The sequence below is a fragment of the Promicromonospora thailandica genome (genome assembly GCF_024171955.1).
GTDB lineage: Bacteria > Actinomycetota > Actinomycetes > Actinomycetales > Cellulomonadaceae > Promicromonospora > Promicromonospora thailandica.
On the sequence record NZ_JAMTCS010000005.1, the window covers coordinates 1 to 18,991 of the forward strand.

General features: G+C 73.0%; 13 protein-coding genes. 9 read left to right on the plus strand and 4 right to left on the minus strand.

Going from position 1 to position 18,991, the window contains the following annotated elements:
- Positions 1-2: 2 nt before the first annotated feature.
- Positions 3-827, minus strand: coding sequence for an ABC transporter ATP-binding protein (locus tag APR03_RS08840; protein WP_372494812.1), 825 nt, complete (start codon positions 825-827; stop codon positions 3-5).
- A 377-nt stretch (positions 828-1,204) separates the two neighbouring features.
- Here APR03_RS08840 and APR03_RS08845 point away from each other — a divergent pair, with 377 nt between their 5' ends.
- A complete protein-coding gene (locus APR03_RS08845; RefSeq protein ID WP_253834800.1) occupies positions 1,205-4,294 on the plus strand; it encodes an FtsK/SpoIIIE domain-containing protein in 3,090 nt (1,029 codons plus the stop codon).
- 15 nt (positions 4,295-4,309) lie between these two features.
- On the opposite strand, the gene APR03_RS08850 is transcribed toward APR03_RS08845, so the two are convergent.
- Positions 4,310-4,480 carry a hypothetical protein gene (locus tag APR03_RS08850; protein ID WP_253834802.1) on the minus strand — a complete coding sequence of 57 codons (171 nt, stop codon included), beginning with the start codon at positions 4,478-4,480 and terminating at the stop codon, positions 4,310-4,312.
- A 537-nt stretch (positions 4,481-5,017) separates the two neighbouring features.
- Between APR03_RS08850 and APR03_RS08855 the strand changes: the two genes are divergently transcribed.
- The gene (locus tag APR03_RS08855; protein WP_026365970.1) at positions 5,018-5,266 is read left to right on the plus strand and encodes a WhiB family transcriptional regulator; all 249 of its coding nucleotides are present in this window, start codon (positions 5,018-5,020) and stop codon (positions 5,264-5,266) included.
- Between the two features lie 121 nt (positions 5,267-5,387).
- On the opposite strand, the gene APR03_RS08860 is transcribed toward APR03_RS08855, so the two are convergent.
- Positions 5,388-6,869 carry a sensor histidine kinase gene (locus tag APR03_RS08860; RefSeq protein WP_253835420.1) on the minus strand — a complete coding sequence of 494 codons (1,482 nt, stop codon included), beginning with the start codon at positions 6,867-6,869 and terminating at the stop codon, positions 5,388-5,390.
- Between the two features lie 173 nt (positions 6,870-7,042).
- Here APR03_RS08860 and APR03_RS08865 point away from each other — a divergent pair, with 173 nt between their 5' ends.
- The 7 genes from APR03_RS08865 (at position 7,043) to APR03_RS08895 (ending at position 15,235) form a co-directional block, all read left to right on the plus strand.
- Positions 7,043-7,567 (plus strand): DUF2505 domain-containing protein, encoded by a 525-nt coding sequence (locus APR03_RS08865; RefSeq protein ID WP_253834803.1) that lies wholly within the window; start codon positions 7,043-7,045, stop codon positions 7,565-7,567.
- A gap of 159 nt (positions 7,568-7,726) precedes the next feature.
- Complete coding sequence (locus APR03_RS08870; protein WP_253834804.1) at positions 7,727-9,067, plus strand: ABC transporter substrate-binding protein; 1,341 nt, start codon at positions 7,727-7,729, stop codon at positions 9,065-9,067.
- Between the two features lie 224 nt (positions 9,068-9,291).
- Entirely contained in the window at positions 9,292-10,590 is a 1,299-nt protein-coding gene (locus tag APR03_RS08875; RefSeq protein WP_253835422.1) for an ABC transporter substrate-binding protein, read from the plus strand.
- Between the two features lie 112 nt (positions 10,591-10,702).
- The gene (locus APR03_RS08880) at positions 10,703-11,719 is read left to right on the plus strand and encodes a carbohydrate ABC transporter permease (RefSeq protein WP_253834805.1); all 1,017 of its coding nucleotides are present in this window, start codon (positions 10,703-10,705) and stop codon (positions 11,717-11,719) included.
- A complete protein-coding gene (locus APR03_RS08885; RefSeq protein WP_253834806.1) occupies positions 11,716-12,630 on the plus strand; it encodes a carbohydrate ABC transporter permease in 915 nt (304 codons plus the stop codon). The genes APR03_RS08880 and APR03_RS08885 overlap by 4 nt, the downstream gene beginning before the upstream one ends.
- A gap of 5 nt (positions 12,631-12,635) precedes the next feature.
- On the plus strand, positions 12,636-14,213 hold the full coding sequence (locus APR03_RS08890; RefSeq protein ID WP_372494825.1) for a GH1 family beta-glucosidase: 1,578 nt from the start codon (positions 12,636-12,638) through the stop codon (positions 14,211-14,213).
- Positions 14,210-15,235: a LacI family DNA-binding transcriptional regulator gene (locus APR03_RS08895; protein WP_253834808.1), complete on the plus strand. Its 1,026-nt coding sequence runs from the start codon at positions 14,210-14,212 to the stop codon at positions 15,233-15,235. Before APR03_RS08890 ends, APR03_RS08895 begins: the two co-directional genes overlap by 4 nt.
- A 165-nt stretch (positions 15,236-15,400) precedes the next feature.
- Here APR03_RS08895 and APR03_RS08900 read toward each other — a convergent pair whose 3' ends face one another.
- The gene (locus tag APR03_RS08900; protein ID WP_253834809.1) at positions 15,401-18,964 is read right to left on the minus strand and encodes a proline dehydrogenase family protein; all 3,564 of its coding nucleotides are present in this window, start codon (positions 18,962-18,964) and stop codon (positions 15,401-15,403) included.
- Between the last annotated feature and the right edge of the window lie 27 nt (positions 18,965-18,991).

Genomic DNA, 18,991 nt, shown 5'->3' on the forward strand with positions numbered 1-18,991 from the left:
CATCACGCACCCGTCCGGGTGCTGGTGCCGGTGGTGACGGCCGGTTCCAGGGTGCGCAGGGCGTCCAGGCCGGCCATGGCCGACTCCGGGGTCGGGTCGCTGATGTCCCCGGCGATCCGACCGTCGGCGATCAGCACCACCCGGTCCGCGTACGCGGCAGCCGAGGGGTCATGGGTCACCATGATGATCGTGCGCCCCAGCTCCCGCACCGAGCGGCGCAGGAAAGACAGCACCTCGGCCCCCGAGCGCGAGTCCAGGTTCCCGGTGGGCTCGTCGGCGAAGACCACCTCCGGCTGAGCGATCAACGCCCGCGCGATCGCCACCCGCTGCTGCTGCCCACCGGACAGCTCCCCGGGACGGTGGGTCAACCGGCCCGACAGGCCCAGCGTCTCCACCAGGGTGGCCAGCCAGGCCTGGTCCACCCGCCCGCCGGCCAGCTCCACCGGCAGGGTGATGTTCTGCTCGGCGGTGAACATCGGCAGCAGGTTGAACTGCTGGAACACGAACCCGACCCGGTCACGCCGCAACCGGGTCAACGCCTTGTCGCCCAGCCCGGTGATCTCGGTCTGGCCCAGGAACGCCTGACCCCCGGTAGCCGAGTCCAGACCGGCCAGCAGGTGCATCAGCGTCGACTTGCCCGACCCCGACGGGCCCATGATCGCGGTGAACCGGCCCTGCTCGAAGTCCACGTCCACCCCGTCCAGAGCCCGCACCACCGCCTCACCACGGCCATACGTCTTGGTCAGGTCACGGGCCCGCACGGCACGGCCGGAACCGTCCGGGGCCGGGGCCGGGTCGCCGGCCGGGACGTACACGGTGGTGTCCACGAGATTCTCCTCGGTTCGATGCTGCGGGTGCTGCGGGCTGTCGCGGGTGCGGTTCGCCGTGGCGCTGCGTGCCGCGGCCGGGGCGTCACGCCCCGTCCGCCGCCCGGAAGTGGTCCGGCCTGCACCGGGGTGGGCCCCGGTTCGGCCGGCACCACTGAACCTACGGAGTCGCAGGTCTCGGGGACATCGGGCGTCGGCCTGATCCTTCACCCATCACGTCATCCCCTGGTCGTACGTCGCGTCGGGTCCGGGTAGGGGCACTCCCCCAGGGGTTGTGCCGTAGCGAGCGCGACGGCGCCCCTGTGGAGGCCAGGGTTGTGCACAGGTCACCCCGGATCGGTCCCCGCGCTCCCGGGCCCGGGGTCAGGCTGGGCGACATGAACGTGCTCGGGCTGTCGTCGTCCCCGCCCGTGCCGGTGCCCTCGTCCGCGGCGCCGGTACGGGCGGCGGTGCCTGCTGGGGTTGTGCCCGCCGAGGTGGTGCCCGCTCGCACCGGGGGTGCCGTGCGGGTGACGCTGCACCCCGGTGAGGACGTGCTGCTCAGCCCAGGCGCGCGGCTGGGCGAGGTACGGGCGCCCCTGGCGGCGCTCCTGCGCCGCCCGGAGCTGCGGTACGCGACGCTCGTCGTGGACGGCGAACGGCTCACCGACGAGCGGGTCGTGGGCGACCGCCCCCTGCTGCCGGGGGCGGTCGTCCGCACGGAGCCGCCCGGCCCGACCGGGAGGGTGCCGGAGGCGGGGGACACGGAGCTCGCCCGCGCCGCCTGCGCACCCTGGCTCGTCGTGCGCGTGACGGGTGCCGACGCCGGTGCCGTGGCCGGTGCGGCCGGACCCTGGCGGGCCCTGCTCACCTGGGCGCGGCTGCGCCGCGACGGCCGGCTCGTGCTCCGGCGCAACCACGGTCCCGCGGCCTGGCTCGCCCCTCCCGGCGCGGCGCCACGGGGCGGCCTGCCGTGGGCGTACGCGCTCCTGCCCGCGCTGGCGTCGCTCGGCCTGGCCGCTGCCCTGCGGCAACCGCTGCTCGCGGTGTTCTCCCTGCTCAGCCTGGTTGTGGCCGCGCCACAGCTCCGGGCCGCGCGGCAGCAGAGGGGCGGCTCCCCGGTCACACGCCCCCTGCCGGGCCCGGCCGGGGGCCTGCTCTGGGCCTACGCCGCCCTCCACGTCTCGTCAGGGGCCTGGGAGACGGCGCGCGCGGCGTGGTCGGCCGGGCCGGGGCCGGACCGGCACGGAGCCCCACCGCCGACACCCGACGACCTCGTCCCCGGTCTGCTCCGTGTGCCGCCGGGTCCGGGCGCGCACCTGCGCTCCGTGCCCGACGGCGACCCCTGGGAGGCCCTGCTGCACGACGGCGCCGTCGCGGTGCTGGGCCCCGACGCCGCCGCCCGGTCGGTCGCTCGCGCGCTCGTCGCCCGGCTCGCCGCGCGCGGCGCACAGGTGCTCGTCCACGGTGAGGTCCCGGGCTGGTCCTGGACGCGCTGGCTCCCGCCCGGCGGCCCCCGGGTCGTGGTCCGCGGAGCCACCCGCGGACCGATCGAGGACCGCGTCCCGGCCCCGGACCTGGTGGTCTCGGTGGGTGTGCTGCCCGCGGGGTGCCGCGCCGTCGTGCGCGTGCTCGACGCCCGCCGCGTACGCATCACCGGGCCCGACGGGACCACCCGCGTGGCGCCGCTGGTCGGCGTCACCGCCGAGCGGGCCGAGCAGCTGGCCCGGCTGCTCGCCGGTGCGGCCCGGCTCGGCCGTACCGCGACCCGGGGGCACACGGGCCTGCCCGGCGTGGTCCCCCTCACCGCGGTGCACGGCCTCGGCCGGACGCCGGACCCGGCCGCTCTCGTGACCCGCTGGAACGCGTCGCCCGACTGGTCGGTGCCCCTGGGCGTGGGCACCGACGGCACGTCGGTCCACCTCGACCTGGTGCGCGACGGGCCGCACCTGCTCGTCGCCGGCACCACCGGCTCGGGCAAGTCGGAGCTGCTGCAGACGCTCGTGCTCGGCCTGGCCCTGATCCGGTCGCCCGCCGACCTGTCCCTGGTGCTGGTGGACTTCAAGGGCGGGGCGAGCCTCGCGGCCTGCTCCGGGCTCCCGCACGTGGTGGGCCAGGTCACCGATCTCGACCCGGGCCTGGCGGGGCGAGCGCTCGCGGGCCTCCGCACCGAGCTGCGTCGCCGCGAACGCGTCCTGGCCGCTCACGGCGTTCCCGACGTCGCCCTGCTGCCGCGGGGCATCCTGCCCCGGCTCGTGGTGGTGATCGACGAGTTCCGCGCTCTGGCCGACGACCTCCCCGGCTTCCTGCCCGCCCTGCTGCGGACCGCCGCACAGGGCCGGTCGCTCGGGGTGCACCTCGTGCTGGCGACGCAGCGGCCTGGCGGCGCGGTGGGGCCGGACCTGCGCGCCAACCTCGGCGCGCGGGTGGCCCTCCGGGTCACCGACGTGCCGGAGTCGCGCGACGTGATCGACCACCCCGGCGCCGCGCACCTGCCCGTCACGACACCGGGCCGGGCCCTGCTCCGCCTCGGCTCGGCGCCGCCGGTGCCGTTCCAGTGCGCGCACGTCGCCGCGCCACACCCCGCCGAGGTCCCGCTGGTGCGCCGCGCCCCGTCCGGCGGCGCCGGCCGCGCCGTTCCCGAAGTGCCGCCCTCGCACGGTGGGCGGGACGGCGCGCAGCCCACCGCCCCCGGGCCCGACCCGGCCGGACTCCTGGTCACCGCCGTGCGGACCGCCGCCAGCCTGCTCGGGCACGTCCCGGGCACGCCACCGTGGCTGCCGCCGCTGCCCCGCCGTGCCACCCGCGCCGGCCTGCCCCCGCGCCGCCGCCGCGACCGCCACGGATTCGCGATCGCGCTCGGGGACGATCCCGGCCACCAGCGCCGCACCACCGTGGTGTGGAACCCGGCCGACGGGCACCTCGGGGTGCTCGGCCCCGCCCGCTCCGGCCGGACGACCGCCCTGGTCACGGTGGCTCTGGACGCGCTGGAACAGGGCTGGGCGGTGCACGTCGTCACGCGCGACGCCGCGGCGTTCGCCGTGCTGCACGACCACCCGGGTCACCGCGGCACCCTGCACCCCGACGACCTCCCCGGGGTGGCCGCGCTGCTCACCGGCCTGTCGGCCGGATCGCCCGCGACGACGGCGTCCCCGGAGCCGGCGTCCGCGACACCGACGTCCGCGGAGCCGGTCCGGACGCTCGTGGTCGTCGACGGCGCCGAGGACCTGCGGGGCGCGCTGCCGGCCGCGGCGCTGCGGTCCGGGCCCGCGTTCGCGGTCTCGGCGGACGGCCCGACCGTGGGCGGCCTGGCTGCGCGGGTGGGGCCCCGGCTGGTGCTGCTGGGGACCGACCGCGCCGCCGACGTCGTGCTGGGGGCACCCGCGACGCTCGCCGGGACGGGCGGGCCGCGGGGACGGGCGGCATGGTGCGACCGTGCGGAGCCGGTGCTGTGCCAGGTGCTCGAGCCGTGGAGGCTCGAGCCGTGAACCGGTCCGCGGAAGTCAGTCGGCGGAGCCGGTCCCCGCCGTCGCAGCGACCACCGACGGCGTCATCAGCAGCACCACCACGGCGATCGCGACCACGAGGGCGAGCCAGCCGCCCGCCAGGGCGAGCCCGGTGCCGCTCCCGACAGCGGCCACGGCGCCGATGACCTGGAAGAGCTGCCAGGTCATGACCGGTCCGCGACCCCATCGCCGACCTGCGAGAAGAGCCCTCGAGGAGGCGACGAGAACCCAGGAGACACCCAGCAGGAAGACAACCAGAAAGAGGCTCACTCCCAGTGACGTGGAACCACCCGTAAGGAGTTCGCCAAGTAACACCACGGCGAATGCCACGAGGCCCAGCACCTCAACGACGACGCCGATCACGAGGGCACGGAGAAACGCCGGAACACGATGCGCGAAAAAGGCTTCCAGTACGGGCACGACGGACTAGGATACTGGTGAGCGGGCAATTCACAATAGTGTGACGGATACCTCAGGGTTCACGGCTGAGAAACTTCGCCGTAACCCCTTGTGCGAGCGTTCACGAGCGTGTGAACCTAGATGCAGCAATCCACACACACCTCGAACAGACCCCCCGTCGGTCGCCGCTGGCGCACAGAGATCGAAAACGATCCCCTCCAGACCTGGGCGCCCCAGACGCACGACGACGATGCTCCCATGTGGCGAGCCGGACGGCGGGTAGTTCCTTCCAAGGAGTACGTGACCATGGACTGGCGCCACCGCGCAGCATGCCTCGAAGAGGACCCCGAACTGTTCTTCCCGATCGGCAACACGGGCCCTGCCCTGCTGCAGATCGAGGAGGCGAAGGCCGTGTGCCGTCGCTGCGACGTCGTCGACACCTGCCTCAAGTGGGCGATCGAGTCCGGCCAGGACGCCGGCGTCTGGGGCGGTATGAGCGAGGACGAGCGCCGTGCGCTCAAGCGCCGCACCGCGCGCGCTCGTCGCGCCGGCTGACCCTCCCGCAGCGGTTTCCGTGAGCCGCGCCTGAGCACTCCCCCTCCGCTCAGGCGCGGCTCACGTGTTTTCGGGGGCGCACGTCTGCGGGGCGCGCGGCGGCATGCCGAGGCCCCACCGGTCAGGAGCGTCCGGAGTCGCCCGCCCGCAGCACCAGCTGCAGCTCCACCTGGGTGCCGCCGCCCTCCCGGGCCGACCACTCGATGGTCCCGCCGAGCTCGTTGGTGACGAGAGTCCGCACGATCTGCGTGCCGAGACCGCTGCCGGGGCCGCGTCCCCCGTTCCCGCCGTTCTCGGGCAGCCCCACGCCGTCGTCCGCGACGACCACCCGCAGGTCGGCGTTCTCGCGCTCCACCACGATCTCGACCGTGCCCGACGTGCGGCCGACGAACCCGTGCTCGACCGCGTTGGTGACGAGCTCGGTGAGCACGAGGGCGAGCGGCGTCGCGTCCTGCGCCGGCACCATGCCGAACGACCCCGTCCGCACGGTGCGCACCGACGTGCCCGCCGAGGCGACGTCGGCGGTCAGCCGCAGCGCCCGGCCCACCATGTCGTCGAGCTCGACCTGCTCGTCGAGCGTCTGCGAGAGGCTCTCGTGCACCAGCGCGATCGTCGACACGCGCCGCATCGCCTCCTCCAGCGCCTCCTTGGCCGCCGGCACGTCCATCCGCCGTGCCTGGAGCCGCAGCAGCGCGGCCACGGTCTGCAGGTTGTTCTTCACGCGGTGGTGGATCTCGCGGATCGTCGCGTCCTTGGTGATCAGCTCGCGCTCCCGACGGCGCAGCTCGGAGACGTCGCGGCACAGCAGCACGGCACCGATGCGCTGCCCGCGGTCGGTCAGCGGCATGGCCCGCAGGGAGAGCGACACACCGTGCGCCTCGATGTCGGTGCGCCACGGCGCACGGCCCATCACCACGAGCGGCAGCGACTCGTCCACGGGCTGCAGCTGCTCCACGAGGTCCGCCGTGACCTCGACCAGGGACTGCCCCACGAGCGGCCCGATCACCCCGAGCCGGTGGAAGCACGACAGGGCGTTCGGGCTCGCGTACAGCACCTCGCCCTCGGAGTTCAGCCGGATCAGGCCGTCACCCACGCGCGGTGCGCCGCGGCGCGACCCGGTGGCCGCGTTGGGCAGCGGGAACTCGCCGCGCGGGATCATCGCCACGAGGTCGTCGGCGGCCTCGACGTAGTTCAGCTCGAGGCGCGACGGCGTCCGCCCCGAGCCCAGGTTGGTCTGCCGCGCGATCACGGCGATCGCCGTGTCCTTGTGGACCACGGGGATGGCCTCCTCGCGCACCGCGTACGCCCCGAACCAGCGGGGTTCGCGGGCGCGCTGCGCCTTGGCCTCGTCCATCGCCCGGGCGAGCTGAGGTCGCTGCCCCTCGGGCGCGAACGAGCCGACGATGTCGTCGTAGTGCACCGTCGCGCCCGTCGAGGGCCGGCACTGGGCGACCGCCACGAACCGCCCGTCGTCGGTGGGCAGCCACAGCACCAGGTCCGCGAACGCCAGGTCCGAGACCACCTGCCAGTCGCCGACCAGGAGGTGCAGCCACTCGACGTCGGCCGGCTCGAGGTCGGCGTGCTCAAGGATCAGGTCACTCATCGCGGACACGCGCCCCAGCCTAAGCCGTCACCGTTCCGTGGCCCGTCGGTAGCCCGCCGGTGGTGCGTCGGTGGTGCATCGCGTGCCGAAGGCCCCGTGCCCGGCGGCTGCGCGCAGTGCGTCGGTTAGAGTTCCACCACCGGCATGCCCCGTCGGCCGCGAGGAGGAAGCCCGTGCACCTGACAGTGGACCTGACGTTCCCCGCGAACATCGACGACGTCGCCACGATGCTCGCCGACGAGTCCTTCGTCCGGTGGCGCGCCCAGCGTTCCACCGGTTCCGTGAACGGCGCGGTCGAGCAGGCGGACGTCACCGGCACCGCCGAGGACGGCTTCACCGTGGTGGTCCGGCGCACGCTCCCGACCGACATCATCCCCGTGCAGGCCCGGCCCTTCGTGGGCGCGCACCTCGAGATCCGCCAGGCCGAGGCGTGGGAGGCGGCGTCCGAGGGCCGGCGCACCGGCACGGTCGCGGTCGAGATCCTGGGGGCGCCGGTGCGGGTCACCGCCACGGCGACCCTGACCACGCTGCCCGACGGCGGTACGCGGCTCACCTACGCGGGCGACGTGCGGGCGACCGTACCCCTGTTCGGTGCGGTGATCGAGGAGGCCGCCGTCACCGCGGTCCGCACCACCCTCGAGACCGAGGCCGAGGCGGGCCGCGACTGGCTCGGCGGACGGCGCACGGGAACGGCCTGAGCCGGTGCGCATCGGGTGGGCCGCCGGGACCGACGTGAGATCGGCCCTGCCGCCCACCGACGACGTTGTGCGAACATTCGTGTCTGATGTCCGCATTCTGTGCGCGGATATCGCACCCACCCCTTGACACGCTTGAGTCCTGACCACTGAGGAGTCCCAGTGCCCAGCAACATCGGACCGGTTCGACGCACCGCCGCGCGACGGCGCGCGGCCGTCGCCGCGCTGACGGTCTTCGTCCTGCCCCTCACGGCGTGCGGGTCGCTCCTGGGGCAGAGCCCCGCGGGCGACGACGGCGCCGACGGCCCGATCACCCTCACGGTGGCCACGTTCAACAACTTCGGCTACACGGACGAGCTCCTCGCCCGGTACACGGAGGAGAACCCGAACGTCACCGTCGAGCACGTCGTGGCCCCCACCTCGGACGAGGCCCGTCTGCAGATGCTCAAGGCGTTCACCACCGGTGACGGCTCCGAGCTCGCCGACGTGGTCGCGGCGGAGGTCGACTGGATGCCCGAGCTCATGGAGCACTCGGACCTCTTCGAGGACCTGACCGACCCCGAGGTGACCAAGCGCTGGGTGGACTGGAAGGTGGCCCAGGCCACGACGCCCGACGGCAAGCTGCTCGGCTACGGCACCGACATCGGCCCCGAGGCCATCTGCTACCGCTCCGACCTGTTCGAGGCCGCCGGCCTGCCGACCGACCGCGAGGCCGTGGCGCAGCTGCTCGGCGGCAAGAACGCGACGTGGGAGCGCTACTTCGAGGTGGGCCGGCAGTTCACCGCGCAGTCCGACGCCGCCTGGTTCGACGGCACGACCGGCACCTTCCAGGGCATGGTCAACCAGCTGCCCGCCGCGTTCGAGGACCCGGCGACCCGCCTGCCCACGGAGCTCGCGATCAACAACGAGGTCCGGGCGATCTACGACCAGATCACCGGTGCCGTCTCGGACGGCCTCTCGGCCGGCCTGGAGCAGTGGACGCCCGAGTGGACCGCCGGCTTCCAGAACAACGCCTTCGCGACCATGCTCTGCCCGGGCTGGATGATGGGGCCGATCGAGTCGTACTCCCCCGGCGTGCAGGGCTGGGACGTGGCCAACGTCTTCCCCGGCGGCGGCGGCAACTGGGGTGGCTCGTTCCTCGCGGTCCCGTCGGCCGGCGCCTACCGCGACGAGGCCAAGAAGCTCGCCGCGTGGCTCACCGCACCCGAGCAGCAGACCGCGGCCTTCACCGAGGCCGGCGCGTTCCCGTCGCAGCTCGAGGCGCAGGGGTCCGAGGCCGTCCAGGGGTACGTGAACCCGTTCTTCAACAACGCCCCGGTGGGCAAGATCTTCACCGAGCGCGCCCAGTCCATCGACGGCGCGCCGTACAAGGGCCCGTACTACTTCGCCATCCGTGACGAGGTCAACAACGCCCTGGCCGCGGTCGACGCCGGCAGCAACAGCCCCGAGATCGCCTGGAACCAGGCGGTGCAGACGACCAAGGACATCCGGATCAAGCAATGACCGGACCACGGTTCGCCCGCTCCCTGCCTTGACACGACGTGGTGAGCGGCGCAACCATCAGTGCCCGTGGGAGCGCTACCACCCCAGATGCTGGAAGCGCTCCCAGCACCGGTACGGCGCCGTGCCCGCACGCGACCACACCGAGCTCGAACCCTGTACGACCCGTTTCCCGCACGACACATCGCACGACAAGGGAGTCCCCAGTGCTGAGCAGTACCCGACCCATGCGGCGCCCCGTCGCCCGTACCCTCCAGGCCACCGCCGGCGTCGCCGCCGTCGCCCTCGCCCTCACCGCCTGCGGCGGCGGGTCCGACCAGGGTTCCGGCGAGGACGGTCCGATCACCCTCACGGTCGCGACGTTCAACGACTTCGGCTACACGGAGGAGATGCTCGACGCGTACACGAAGGAGCACCCGAACGTCACGGTCGAGCACGTCAAGGCCGCCACGACGGACGACGCGCGCAGCAACATGACCACGAAGCTCGCCGCCGGTGGCGAGGGTCTGGCCGACATCGAGGCCATCGAGGTCGACTGGCTGCCCGAGCTGTCGCAGTACCCCGACCTGTTCACCGACCTGGCCGACCCCGAGCTCGAGGGCCGCTGGGTGGACTGGAAGGTGCAGCAGGCCACCACGCCCGAGGGCAAGGTCATCGGCTACGGCACCGACATCGGGCCGGAGGCCATCTGCTACCGGTCCGACCTGTTCGAGGAGGCCGGCCTGCCGACCGACCGCGAGGAGGTCGCGGAGCTGCTCGGCGGCGAGGACGCCACGTGGGAGGACTACTTCGCCGCGGGCCGCAAGTTCGTCAAGAAGTCCGACGCCGCCTGGTACGACAGCGCCGCGGGCACCTTCCAGGGCATGATCAACCAGCTCCCGGCCGCGTTCGAGGACCCGGAGTCTGGCGAGCCGACCGACCTGGCGGAGAACACCGACGTCAAGGACATCTACGACGAGATCACCGCGTCGGTGGACGACGACCTGTCGGCGGGCCTCGAGCAGTGGGGTGACGACTGGGTGGCCGGCTTCCAGGCCGACGCGTTCGCCACGATGCTGTGCCCGGCGTGGATGACCGGTCCGATCGAGCAGAACTCCGGTGGCATCGAGGGCTGGGACATCGCCGATGTCTTCCCCGGTGGCGGCGGCAACTGGGGCGGTTCGTTCCTGACCGTCCCCGCCTCCGGCAAGAACACCGAGGCCGCCAAGGAGCTGGCCGCGTGGCTGACCGCTCCGGAGCAGCAGACCAAGGCGTTCGAGACCTCGGGCACGTTCCCCTCGCAGATCGAGGCGCAGGAGTCCGAGGCCGTGCAGAGCTTCACCAACGAGTTCTTCAACGACGCCCCGGTGGGTCAGATCTTCTCCACCCGCGCGCAGAAGATCGAGGGCGCCCCGTACAAGGGTGCGCACTACTTCGCCATCCGTGACGAGGTCACCAACGCGCTGAACCGGGTCGACCTGACCAAGTCGCAGACGCCCGACGAGGCCTGGGACGAGGCCGTCGAGAAGGCCGCAGCCCTCGGCTGACGCCGTACCCCCTGACGTGCCGGGCACACAGGTCACCCCCCGTGACCTGTGTGCCCGGCACGTCGCAGGAAGTGACCACACCGATGACGCGGCAGAAGACCGGGAAGATGACATGGCTGTCCTGACACCTCAACGATCGGCACCCGATGCGGGTGCGGCCGGGCGCGAGCCGCGCCGGCTGGGCTTCTCCCAGCGGCTGGGCCGCTGGGACGTGAAGCTGTCCCCCTACCTGTACATCTCACCGTTCTTCATACTGTTCGCGGTCACCGGCCTGTTCCCCCTGGCCTACACCGCCTACGTCTCGGTGCACGACTGGTCCCTGCTGGGCGGTCAGGGCGACTTCGTCGGCCTGACCAACTTCTCCGACGTGCTGGCCCAGCCCACGTTCTGGAAGTCCCTGGGCAACACCCTGTCCATCTTCGTGCTCTCCTCGGTGCCCCAGGTCCTGGTCGCGATCACGATCGCGGCCCTGCTGGACCAGAACCTGCGCGCCGCGACGTTCTGGCGCATGGGCGTCCTTGTCCCCTACGTCGTAGCACCCGTCGCGGTCTCGATGATCTTCGGCCGCCTGTTCGCCGACCAGTACGGCCTGATCAACTCCATCCTCACCCTGATCGGGATGGACCCCATCGCCTGGCACGGCGACCGCCTGGCCAGCCACCTCGCCATCGCCACCATGGTCAACTACCGCTGGACCGGGTACAACGCCCTGATCTTCCTCGCAGCGATGCAAGCCGTGCCCCGCGAGCTGTACGAAGCAGCCGTCATCGACGGCGCCGGCCGCATCCGCCAGTTCTTCTCCGTCACCGTCCCCCAGATCCGCGCCACCATCATCTTCGTGGTCATCACCTCCACCATCGGCGGCCTGCAGATCTTCGACGAGGTCCGCATGTTCGACGTCTACGGCCTGGGCGGACCCGACCAGAACTGGATGACCACCGTCGTCTACCTCTACGACCTGGCCTGGGGCGACCAGCACTCCCTCGGGCGCGCCTCCGCCGTGGCCTGGCTGCTGTTCCTGCTGATCATCCTCATCGGCCTGATCAACTTCCTGGTCACCCGCCGCATCTCCACATCGGACGCCGCCCCGAAGACCACCCGCAAGAGCAGCACCAGGGGGAACGCATGAGCTCCGTCGCCGTCACCGCCCAGACCGCAGGCCCCGCAGCCGCCCGCGCCGCCGCCCGCCGCCGGGCCCGGAAATCCTCCGGCGGTACCCGCCGCGCCGGCTGGATCGTCTACACCCTGCTCGGCATCACCCTGCTCATCTCCGCCTTCCCCCTGTACTTCACCCTCCTGCTCGGCTCGTCCGACCCGGTCGAGATCTCCCGCAACGCCGTACCCCAGTGGCTGCCCGACACCTCTCTGTTCACCCAGTTCGCCACCGTCATCTCCTCCACCCAGATCAACTTCTGGACCGCGCTGACCAACTCCCTGATCATCGCCGTCCTCGTCTCCGCCAGCGTGGTCCTGTTCTCCACCCTGGCCGGATACTCCTTCGCCAAGCTCCGCTTCCGCGGCCGAGGCCCCCTGCTGGTGTTCGTCATCGCCACCATGGCCGTACCCACCCAGCTCGGCGTCATCCCCCTGTACATCCTCATGACCGACCTGCACTGGATCGGCAAGCTCCAAGCCGTCATCGTGCCCGCCCTGGTCACCGCCTTCGGCGTGTTCTGGATGACCCAGTACCTGTCCGAATCCCTGCCCTACGAGCTCATCGAAGCCGCCCGCGTCGACGGCGCCTCTATGATCCGCACCTTCTGGTCCATCGCCCTGCCCGCAGCACGCCCCGCAGCCGCCATGCTCGGCCTGTTCACCTTCGTCCAACAATGGACCAACTTCTTCTGGCCCTCCATCGTCCTGAACTCCAACAACCCCACCCTGCCCCTGGTCGTCAAATCCCTGCAGTCCAACTACTTCGTCGACTACTCCCTGGTCATGGGCGGCGTCTTCCTGGTCACCCTGCCCCTGCTCATCATCTTCATCTTCGTCGGCAAACAACTCGTCGCAGGCATCATGCAAGGAGCAGTGAAGGGATGAGCCAGATGATCAGCGGGCTGAACCAGAGCTTCAAGACCGACCCGGCGGCTCCCCGCGTGCCCGCCCCGGGCATCGCGCTGCCGTACACGCCGACCGCGCCGCGCACCACGCCGTCGGCCAACGCGACCGGGACCGTCGCCTTCCCGGACGGGTTCCTGTGGGGTGCGGCCACGGCCGCCTACCAGGTGGAGGGCGCGGCGCACGAGGACGGTCGCGAGGACTCGGTGTGGGACGTGTTCGCGAAGGTGCCGGGCGCCGTCCTGAACCAGGAGGACGGCGAGGTCGCGTGCGACCAGTACCACCGCTACCCCGCCGACGTCGCGCTCATGAAGGACCTGAGCATCAAGGCGTACCGGTTCTCGACGTCGTGGTCGCGGGTGATCCCGGGCGGCCGCGAGGTCAACCCGGCCGGCCTGGCCTACTACGACCGGCTCGTGGACGAGCTGCTGGGCGCCGGCATCCTGCCCTGGCTCACGCTCTACCACTGGGACCTGCCGCAGGCGATCGAGGCCGAGTCGAACGGCTGGGTCAACCGCGACACCGCCTACCGGTTCCGCGACTACGCCGTCACGATGCACGAGGCGATCGGCGACCGCGTCGACGTCTGGACCACGCTCAACGAGCCGTGGTGCGCCGCGTTCCTCGGGTACACGGGCGGGCAGCACGCGCCGGGCCGGCAGTCCCGCGAGGACGGCCTGGCCGCCGCCCACCACCTCTCGCTCGCCCACGGCCTGGCCGTGCAGGCGCTGCGCGAGCGGGCGCCGGACGCGAACCTCGGCATCACGCTCAACTTCGAGGTCGAGGACCCGCTGAACCCGGACGACCCCGCCGACGTCGACGCCGCGCGCCGCCTCGACGGCGGGTTCACCCGCATCTTCGCCGACCCGATCCTGCGCGGCGCCTACCCGGCGGACGTGCTGGAGGACGTGCGCGAGTACGGCCTGGAGCGGCACATCCAGGACGGCGACCTCGAGATCATCTCGACGCCGATCGACTCCCTGGGCGTGAACTACTACCACGGCAACGCCGTGGCAGCGACGCCGCCCGAGCGGTCCCTGGACGGCGGGGCCCCGGTCACGCGTCCGTCGTCGAACCCGTTCCCCGCGGGCGACGGCGCGTACACGCACCCGCGCGGCCTGCCCGTCACCGACCAGAACTGGGAGGTGCAGCCCGAGGGCCTCACCCGGCTCCTGCTGCGGCTGCAGCAGGACTACACGGGCCCGCGCGGCATCGCCCTGTACATCACCGAGAACGGCAGCGCCTACGACGACGTCCCCGGCGCCGACGGGTTCGTGGACGACCAGGACCGGCTCGGGTTCATCGACGTGCACCTGCGCGCCGTGAAGGACGCGATCGACGAGGGCGCCGACGTGCGCGGCTACTTCGGCTGGTCGCTCCTGGACAACTACGAGTGGGCGTGGGGCTACGGCAAGCGCTTCGGGCTCGTGCGCGTCGACTACGAGACGCAGGAGCGTACCGTCAAGGCGTCGGGCCGCTGGTACGGTCAGGTCGCACGGGCCAACGCCGTTCCGGATCGTCCGGCGCGCCCTGACGACGACTCGAAGGCGGTTCCCCAGGCGTGACGACCTCAGGCCCACCCACTCTGGACGACGTGGCGCAGGCGGCCGGGGTCTCCCGGTCGACGGCGTCGCGCGCCATCAACGGTGGCCTGCGTGTCTCCCCCGAGGCGCAGGCGGCGGTGGACGACGCCGTCGCCCGCCTCGGGTACGCGCCCAACCGGGCCGCGCGCTCGCTCGTGACCCGGCGCACCGACTCGATCGCCCTCGTGGTGCCCGAGCCGGACCAGCGCATCCTCACCGACCCGTTCCTCTCCGGCACCCTCGCGGGAGTCAGCGAGGGGCTGGCCGGCACCGACCTGCAGCTCGTGCTGCTGCTCGCCCGGCCGGGTGAGCAGCGCGGGCGCGTGGGCCGCTACCTGCGCAGCGGCCACGTGGACGGCGTCATCGTGGCGTCGCACCACCGCGGCGACCACCTGGAGACGGAGCTCGGGCCGGCCGGCCTGCCCGCCGTCTTCGTAGGCCGCCTCTTCGAGCCAGACCCGCAGTTCTCGCGCGGGCTGCGCTACGTCGACGTCGACAACGTCACGGGCGGGCGGCTCGCCACGCAGCGGATGATCGACCGCGGACGGCGCCGCATCGGCACCATCACCGGCCCCCTCGACATGCCCGCCGGGGTGGACCGGATGATCGGGTGGCGCGACGCGCTCCGCGACGCCGGCCTGCCCGACGACGCGGTCGTCGAGGGCGACTTCACGGTGGCCGGGGCCGCGGTCGCGGCCGCGCGGCTCCTGGACCGGCACCCGGACCTGGACGGCATCTTCGCGGCGTCGGACCTCATGGCCGAGGCCACGCTGCGCGTGCTCGCCGACCGGGGGCGGTCGGTGCCCGGCGACGTGTCGGTGGTCGGCTTCGACGACCTGGGCATCGCCGAGACGACCTCGCCGCGCCTGACGACGGTGCACAACCCCGTGGTCCAGATGGTCGGCGCCGCCACGAGCATGCTGGTCGACCTCGTCGCGGGCCGCCCGGTCCGGGACGAGCGCCGCATCTTCGCCCCCCGCCTCATCGATGGCGAGTCCGCGTAGCCCTGCACCGCCGAAGTAGAACCAGGGCGAAGTAGAACCGGGGCGAAGTAGAACGGCAGCGCATCCGTGGATGCGCTGCCGTTCTACTTCGCTGCAGTTCTACCTCGCTGCAGTTCTACCTCGCTGCCGTTCTACTTCGCTGCAGTTCTACTTCGGCGGGGTCGGTCAGGGGCGGCGGAGGTGGCCGTAGCGGTGCATCGTGCGGCTGACCGCCTGCTCGCGCAGCATCGTCAGCAGCTCGCGCCGGCCGCTCGCCAGCACCGGACCGTCCAGCACCGTCACCGAGCCGAGGCGGCTCGCCGCGGCATCCCGCAGCCCCGGCGCCTCGCCCACCACGCGGATCCGGCCGGTCACCTTGCCGTCCGCCACGGCCTCGGCGAACGCCTCGTCCGACGTCTCCGATCCGACGACGGTCGCGGGCACCCCCGCACGCGCCGCGGCCGCCAGCACGCGCTGGACCTCGACGTCGGCCGCGCCGGCCCCGACCCGGACCGTGACACCCGGGACCGGCCGATAACGGAACACGTTCGACTCGACGCCCAGGCCCGACGGGTCGTGCTCCGGGGTGAACTCGGTGACCCAGGCGCGGGCGTCGTCGGCGCGGGCCCACGCGAGCCAGCCCGACGGGTCCTCGGTGCGCGACGGCACCTCGGGCGCGTCCTCCCAGCGGCCGAGCTGCGCGACGTAGTTGGGGCCACCCGCCTTCGCGCCCGAGCCGACCACCGACGCCTTCCAGCCGCCGAACGACTGGCGCTGCACGATCGCCCCGGTGATGTGCCGGTTCACGTACGCGTTGCCGACCTCGACGCGCTCGAGCCAGTGCTCCACCTCGGCGTCGTCCAGCGAGTGGATGCCGCCGGTCAGACCGAAGGACACTGCGTTCTGCAGTGCGAGCGCCTCGTCCAGGGTGCGCGCGGTCATGATGCCGAGCACCGGGCCGAACGCCTCGGTGAGGTGGAAGAACGAGCCGGGCCGGACGCCGTCCCGCACGCCGGGCGTCCACAGGCGGCCCTTGCCGAGGCCCGCCTCCTGCGCCGCGGCGTCCAGGCGACGCGGCCGCACGAGCCAGCTCTCGCCGTCCTCCAGCGTGGTCAGCGCGCGCAGCAGCTTGCCCTGCGCGGGCTCGGTGAGCGGGCCCATCACGGTGGCGAGGTCGGTCGCGGGTCCGACGGCGAGCGACGACACCGCGTCGACGAGCTGCCGCCGGAACCGCTCGCCGGTGACCGTGCGGGGGTCGCCCACCGAGCCGACGAGGATCACGAGCGACGCCGCGGAGCACTTCTGGCCCGCGTGCCCGAACGCGGAGCGGACCACGTCGGCGACGGCCAGGTCGAGGTCGGCCGAGGGCGTCACGACGATCGCGTTCTTGCCCGACGTCTCCGCGAGCACCGGCAGCTGGGGCCGCCACGACGCGAACATCTCGGCGGTCTCGATCGCGCCCGTGAGGATCACGCGGGACACGCCGTCGTGCGTCACGAGGCGGCGGCCCAGGTCGCCGTCGGGCACGCGGACGTACTGCGCGACGCTGCGCGCCACGGCCGGGTCCAGCCCGATCTCCGGTGCCACCTCGTCGAGCGCCGCGTGCACGGCCTCGACCGCGATCTCCAGGCAGCGCGGCGTGGGCGGGGCGGGCTTGGCGACCACGGCGGAGCCGGCCGCGAGACCCGCGAGCACACCACCGATCGGGATGGCGACGGGGAAGTTCCACGGCGGGGTGACCAGGGTGACGCCGTCCGGTGTGAAGTGCGCACCGGACCAGGCCTCCGACGTCGGGTCGAGCGCCTCGGCCGCCTGCGCGTAGTAGGCGGCGAAGTCCACGGCCTCGCTCACCTCGGGGTCCGCCTCGGCGACGGTCTTGCCGGCCTCGTGCACCATGGCGGCCACGAGGTCGGTGCGGGCCGCCTCCAGGTGCTGGGCTGCCGCGCGCAGCACGCGCCCGCGGTCCGCCGGGGAGACCTTGGCCCATGCCAGGCCCGCCCGCTGGGCGAGCGCGACGACGTCGTCCACCTGGGCGGACGTCGCGAGCGGCTCGGTGAGCGCCGGCACGTAGCCCGAGTGGGCGCCCGTGACCTGGAGCGCCCAGGCGCGGTGCTCGGCCACGGCGGGGTCCGTGTCGGCGGCGTTGCGGAACGGCCCGGTCACCGGCTCGGGTGCGCGACGGGGACGACGGCGCGGGGTGACGTCCTCGGGCGTGTAGTGCACGCCCAGCTCGACCGACGCACGGAACGCGGCCTCCTGCCGGTCCATCGCCGTACCCGTGGCAGACGACGACGCCGCGGGCGCGAACGCGGCGTGCAGGAAGTTCTGCTCGGCGGCGTTCTCCTCGAGCCGGCGCACCAGGTAGGAGATGGCGACGTCGAAGTCCTCGTCGCGCACGACCGGGGTGTAGAGCACGACCCGGCCGTGGTCCTTGGCGACCTCGTCGCGGACGGCGGCGGCCTCCGCGGGCGCCATGCCCTGGAGCATCTCGATGTCGAGCGCCTCGGACACACCGCGCGCGCGGCCGAGCAGGATCGCGAGCGCCACGTGGAACAGGTTGTGCGAGGCGGCGCCGATGCGGACGGCGTGCGCGCGCTCGGGGCGCAGGGCGTGGTCGAGCATGCGCACGTAGTTGGCGTCGACGTCGGGCTTGCTGGTGTACGGGGCCTGCGGCCAGTCGTGCAGCGCGGCCTCGACGTGCTCCATGGCGAGGTTCGCACCCTTGACGATGCGGACCTTGATGCGCGCGCCCCCGTCCGCGACACGCTGCGCCGCGAACCCGGTGAGGCCGTCGAGGGCGCCGAGGGCGTCCGGCAGGTAGGCCTGGAGCACGATGCCGGCCTCCAGGTCGCGGAACTCGTCGCGGCCCAGGATGTCGGTGAAGACCGCGGTGGTCAGCGCGAGGTCGCGGTACTCCTCCATGTCGAGGTTGAGGAAGACGCCGTGGTCGCGTGCCGCGCGGTACAGCGGCAGCAGCTGCTCGACGACGCGGTCGCGGGAGCCGTCGAGGTCCCAGGTGACGAGCTGCGCGGCGACGCTGGAGACCTTGATCGACACGTAGTCGACGTCGGGCCGCTCGACGAGCGCGATCGTGCGCGCCAGGCGGGCGGCGGCCTCGTCCTTGCCGAGCACGGCCTCGCCGAGGAGGTTGACGTTGAGCGTGTAGCCCTCGGCCCGGGTGCGGGCCAGGTGGGCGGTGAGGCCGGAGCCGGCGTCGGCCACGAGGTGCCCCACGAGCTGGCGCAGGCGCGCGCGGGCCGCGGGCACCACGATGCCGGGCAGCACGGGGGCGGCGAGCGCGCCGGCGCGGAACAGCGCGCGGTCGGTCGCGCTCAGGAACGAGGCGGCGCCGGCCTTCTTGCCGAGGCGAGCCAGGGCCTTGGCGGCGACCTGGGTGTCCTGGGGCCGGGCGACGTCGTCCACGAAGCCGACGGCGAGCTCGAGGCCCGCGGGGTCGGAGACGAGGGCGCCGAGGGCGGCCGAGGCGCGGGCGACGGCCTTGTCCGTCCTCGAGCCGGCGGCGGTAGCCGGTGTGGCCTGGGCGTCGCCGGTCGCAGCGCCGGTCGCGGTGCCGATCCAGGTGCGGGCGAGGGCGACGGCGTCCTCGACCAGGGTGTCGGCAGTGGGCTCAGCGGCGGGGACGGCGGCGGTCGGCTCGGTCGGGGCCGGCACCACGTCGTCCGGTGCGCCTGTGCCCCCGGTCGGGACGTCGGCAGATGCGGCGCTGTCGCGCCGGGCGGAGGTCTTCATGACACCAGGGTGCACCCGGTGCCGTTC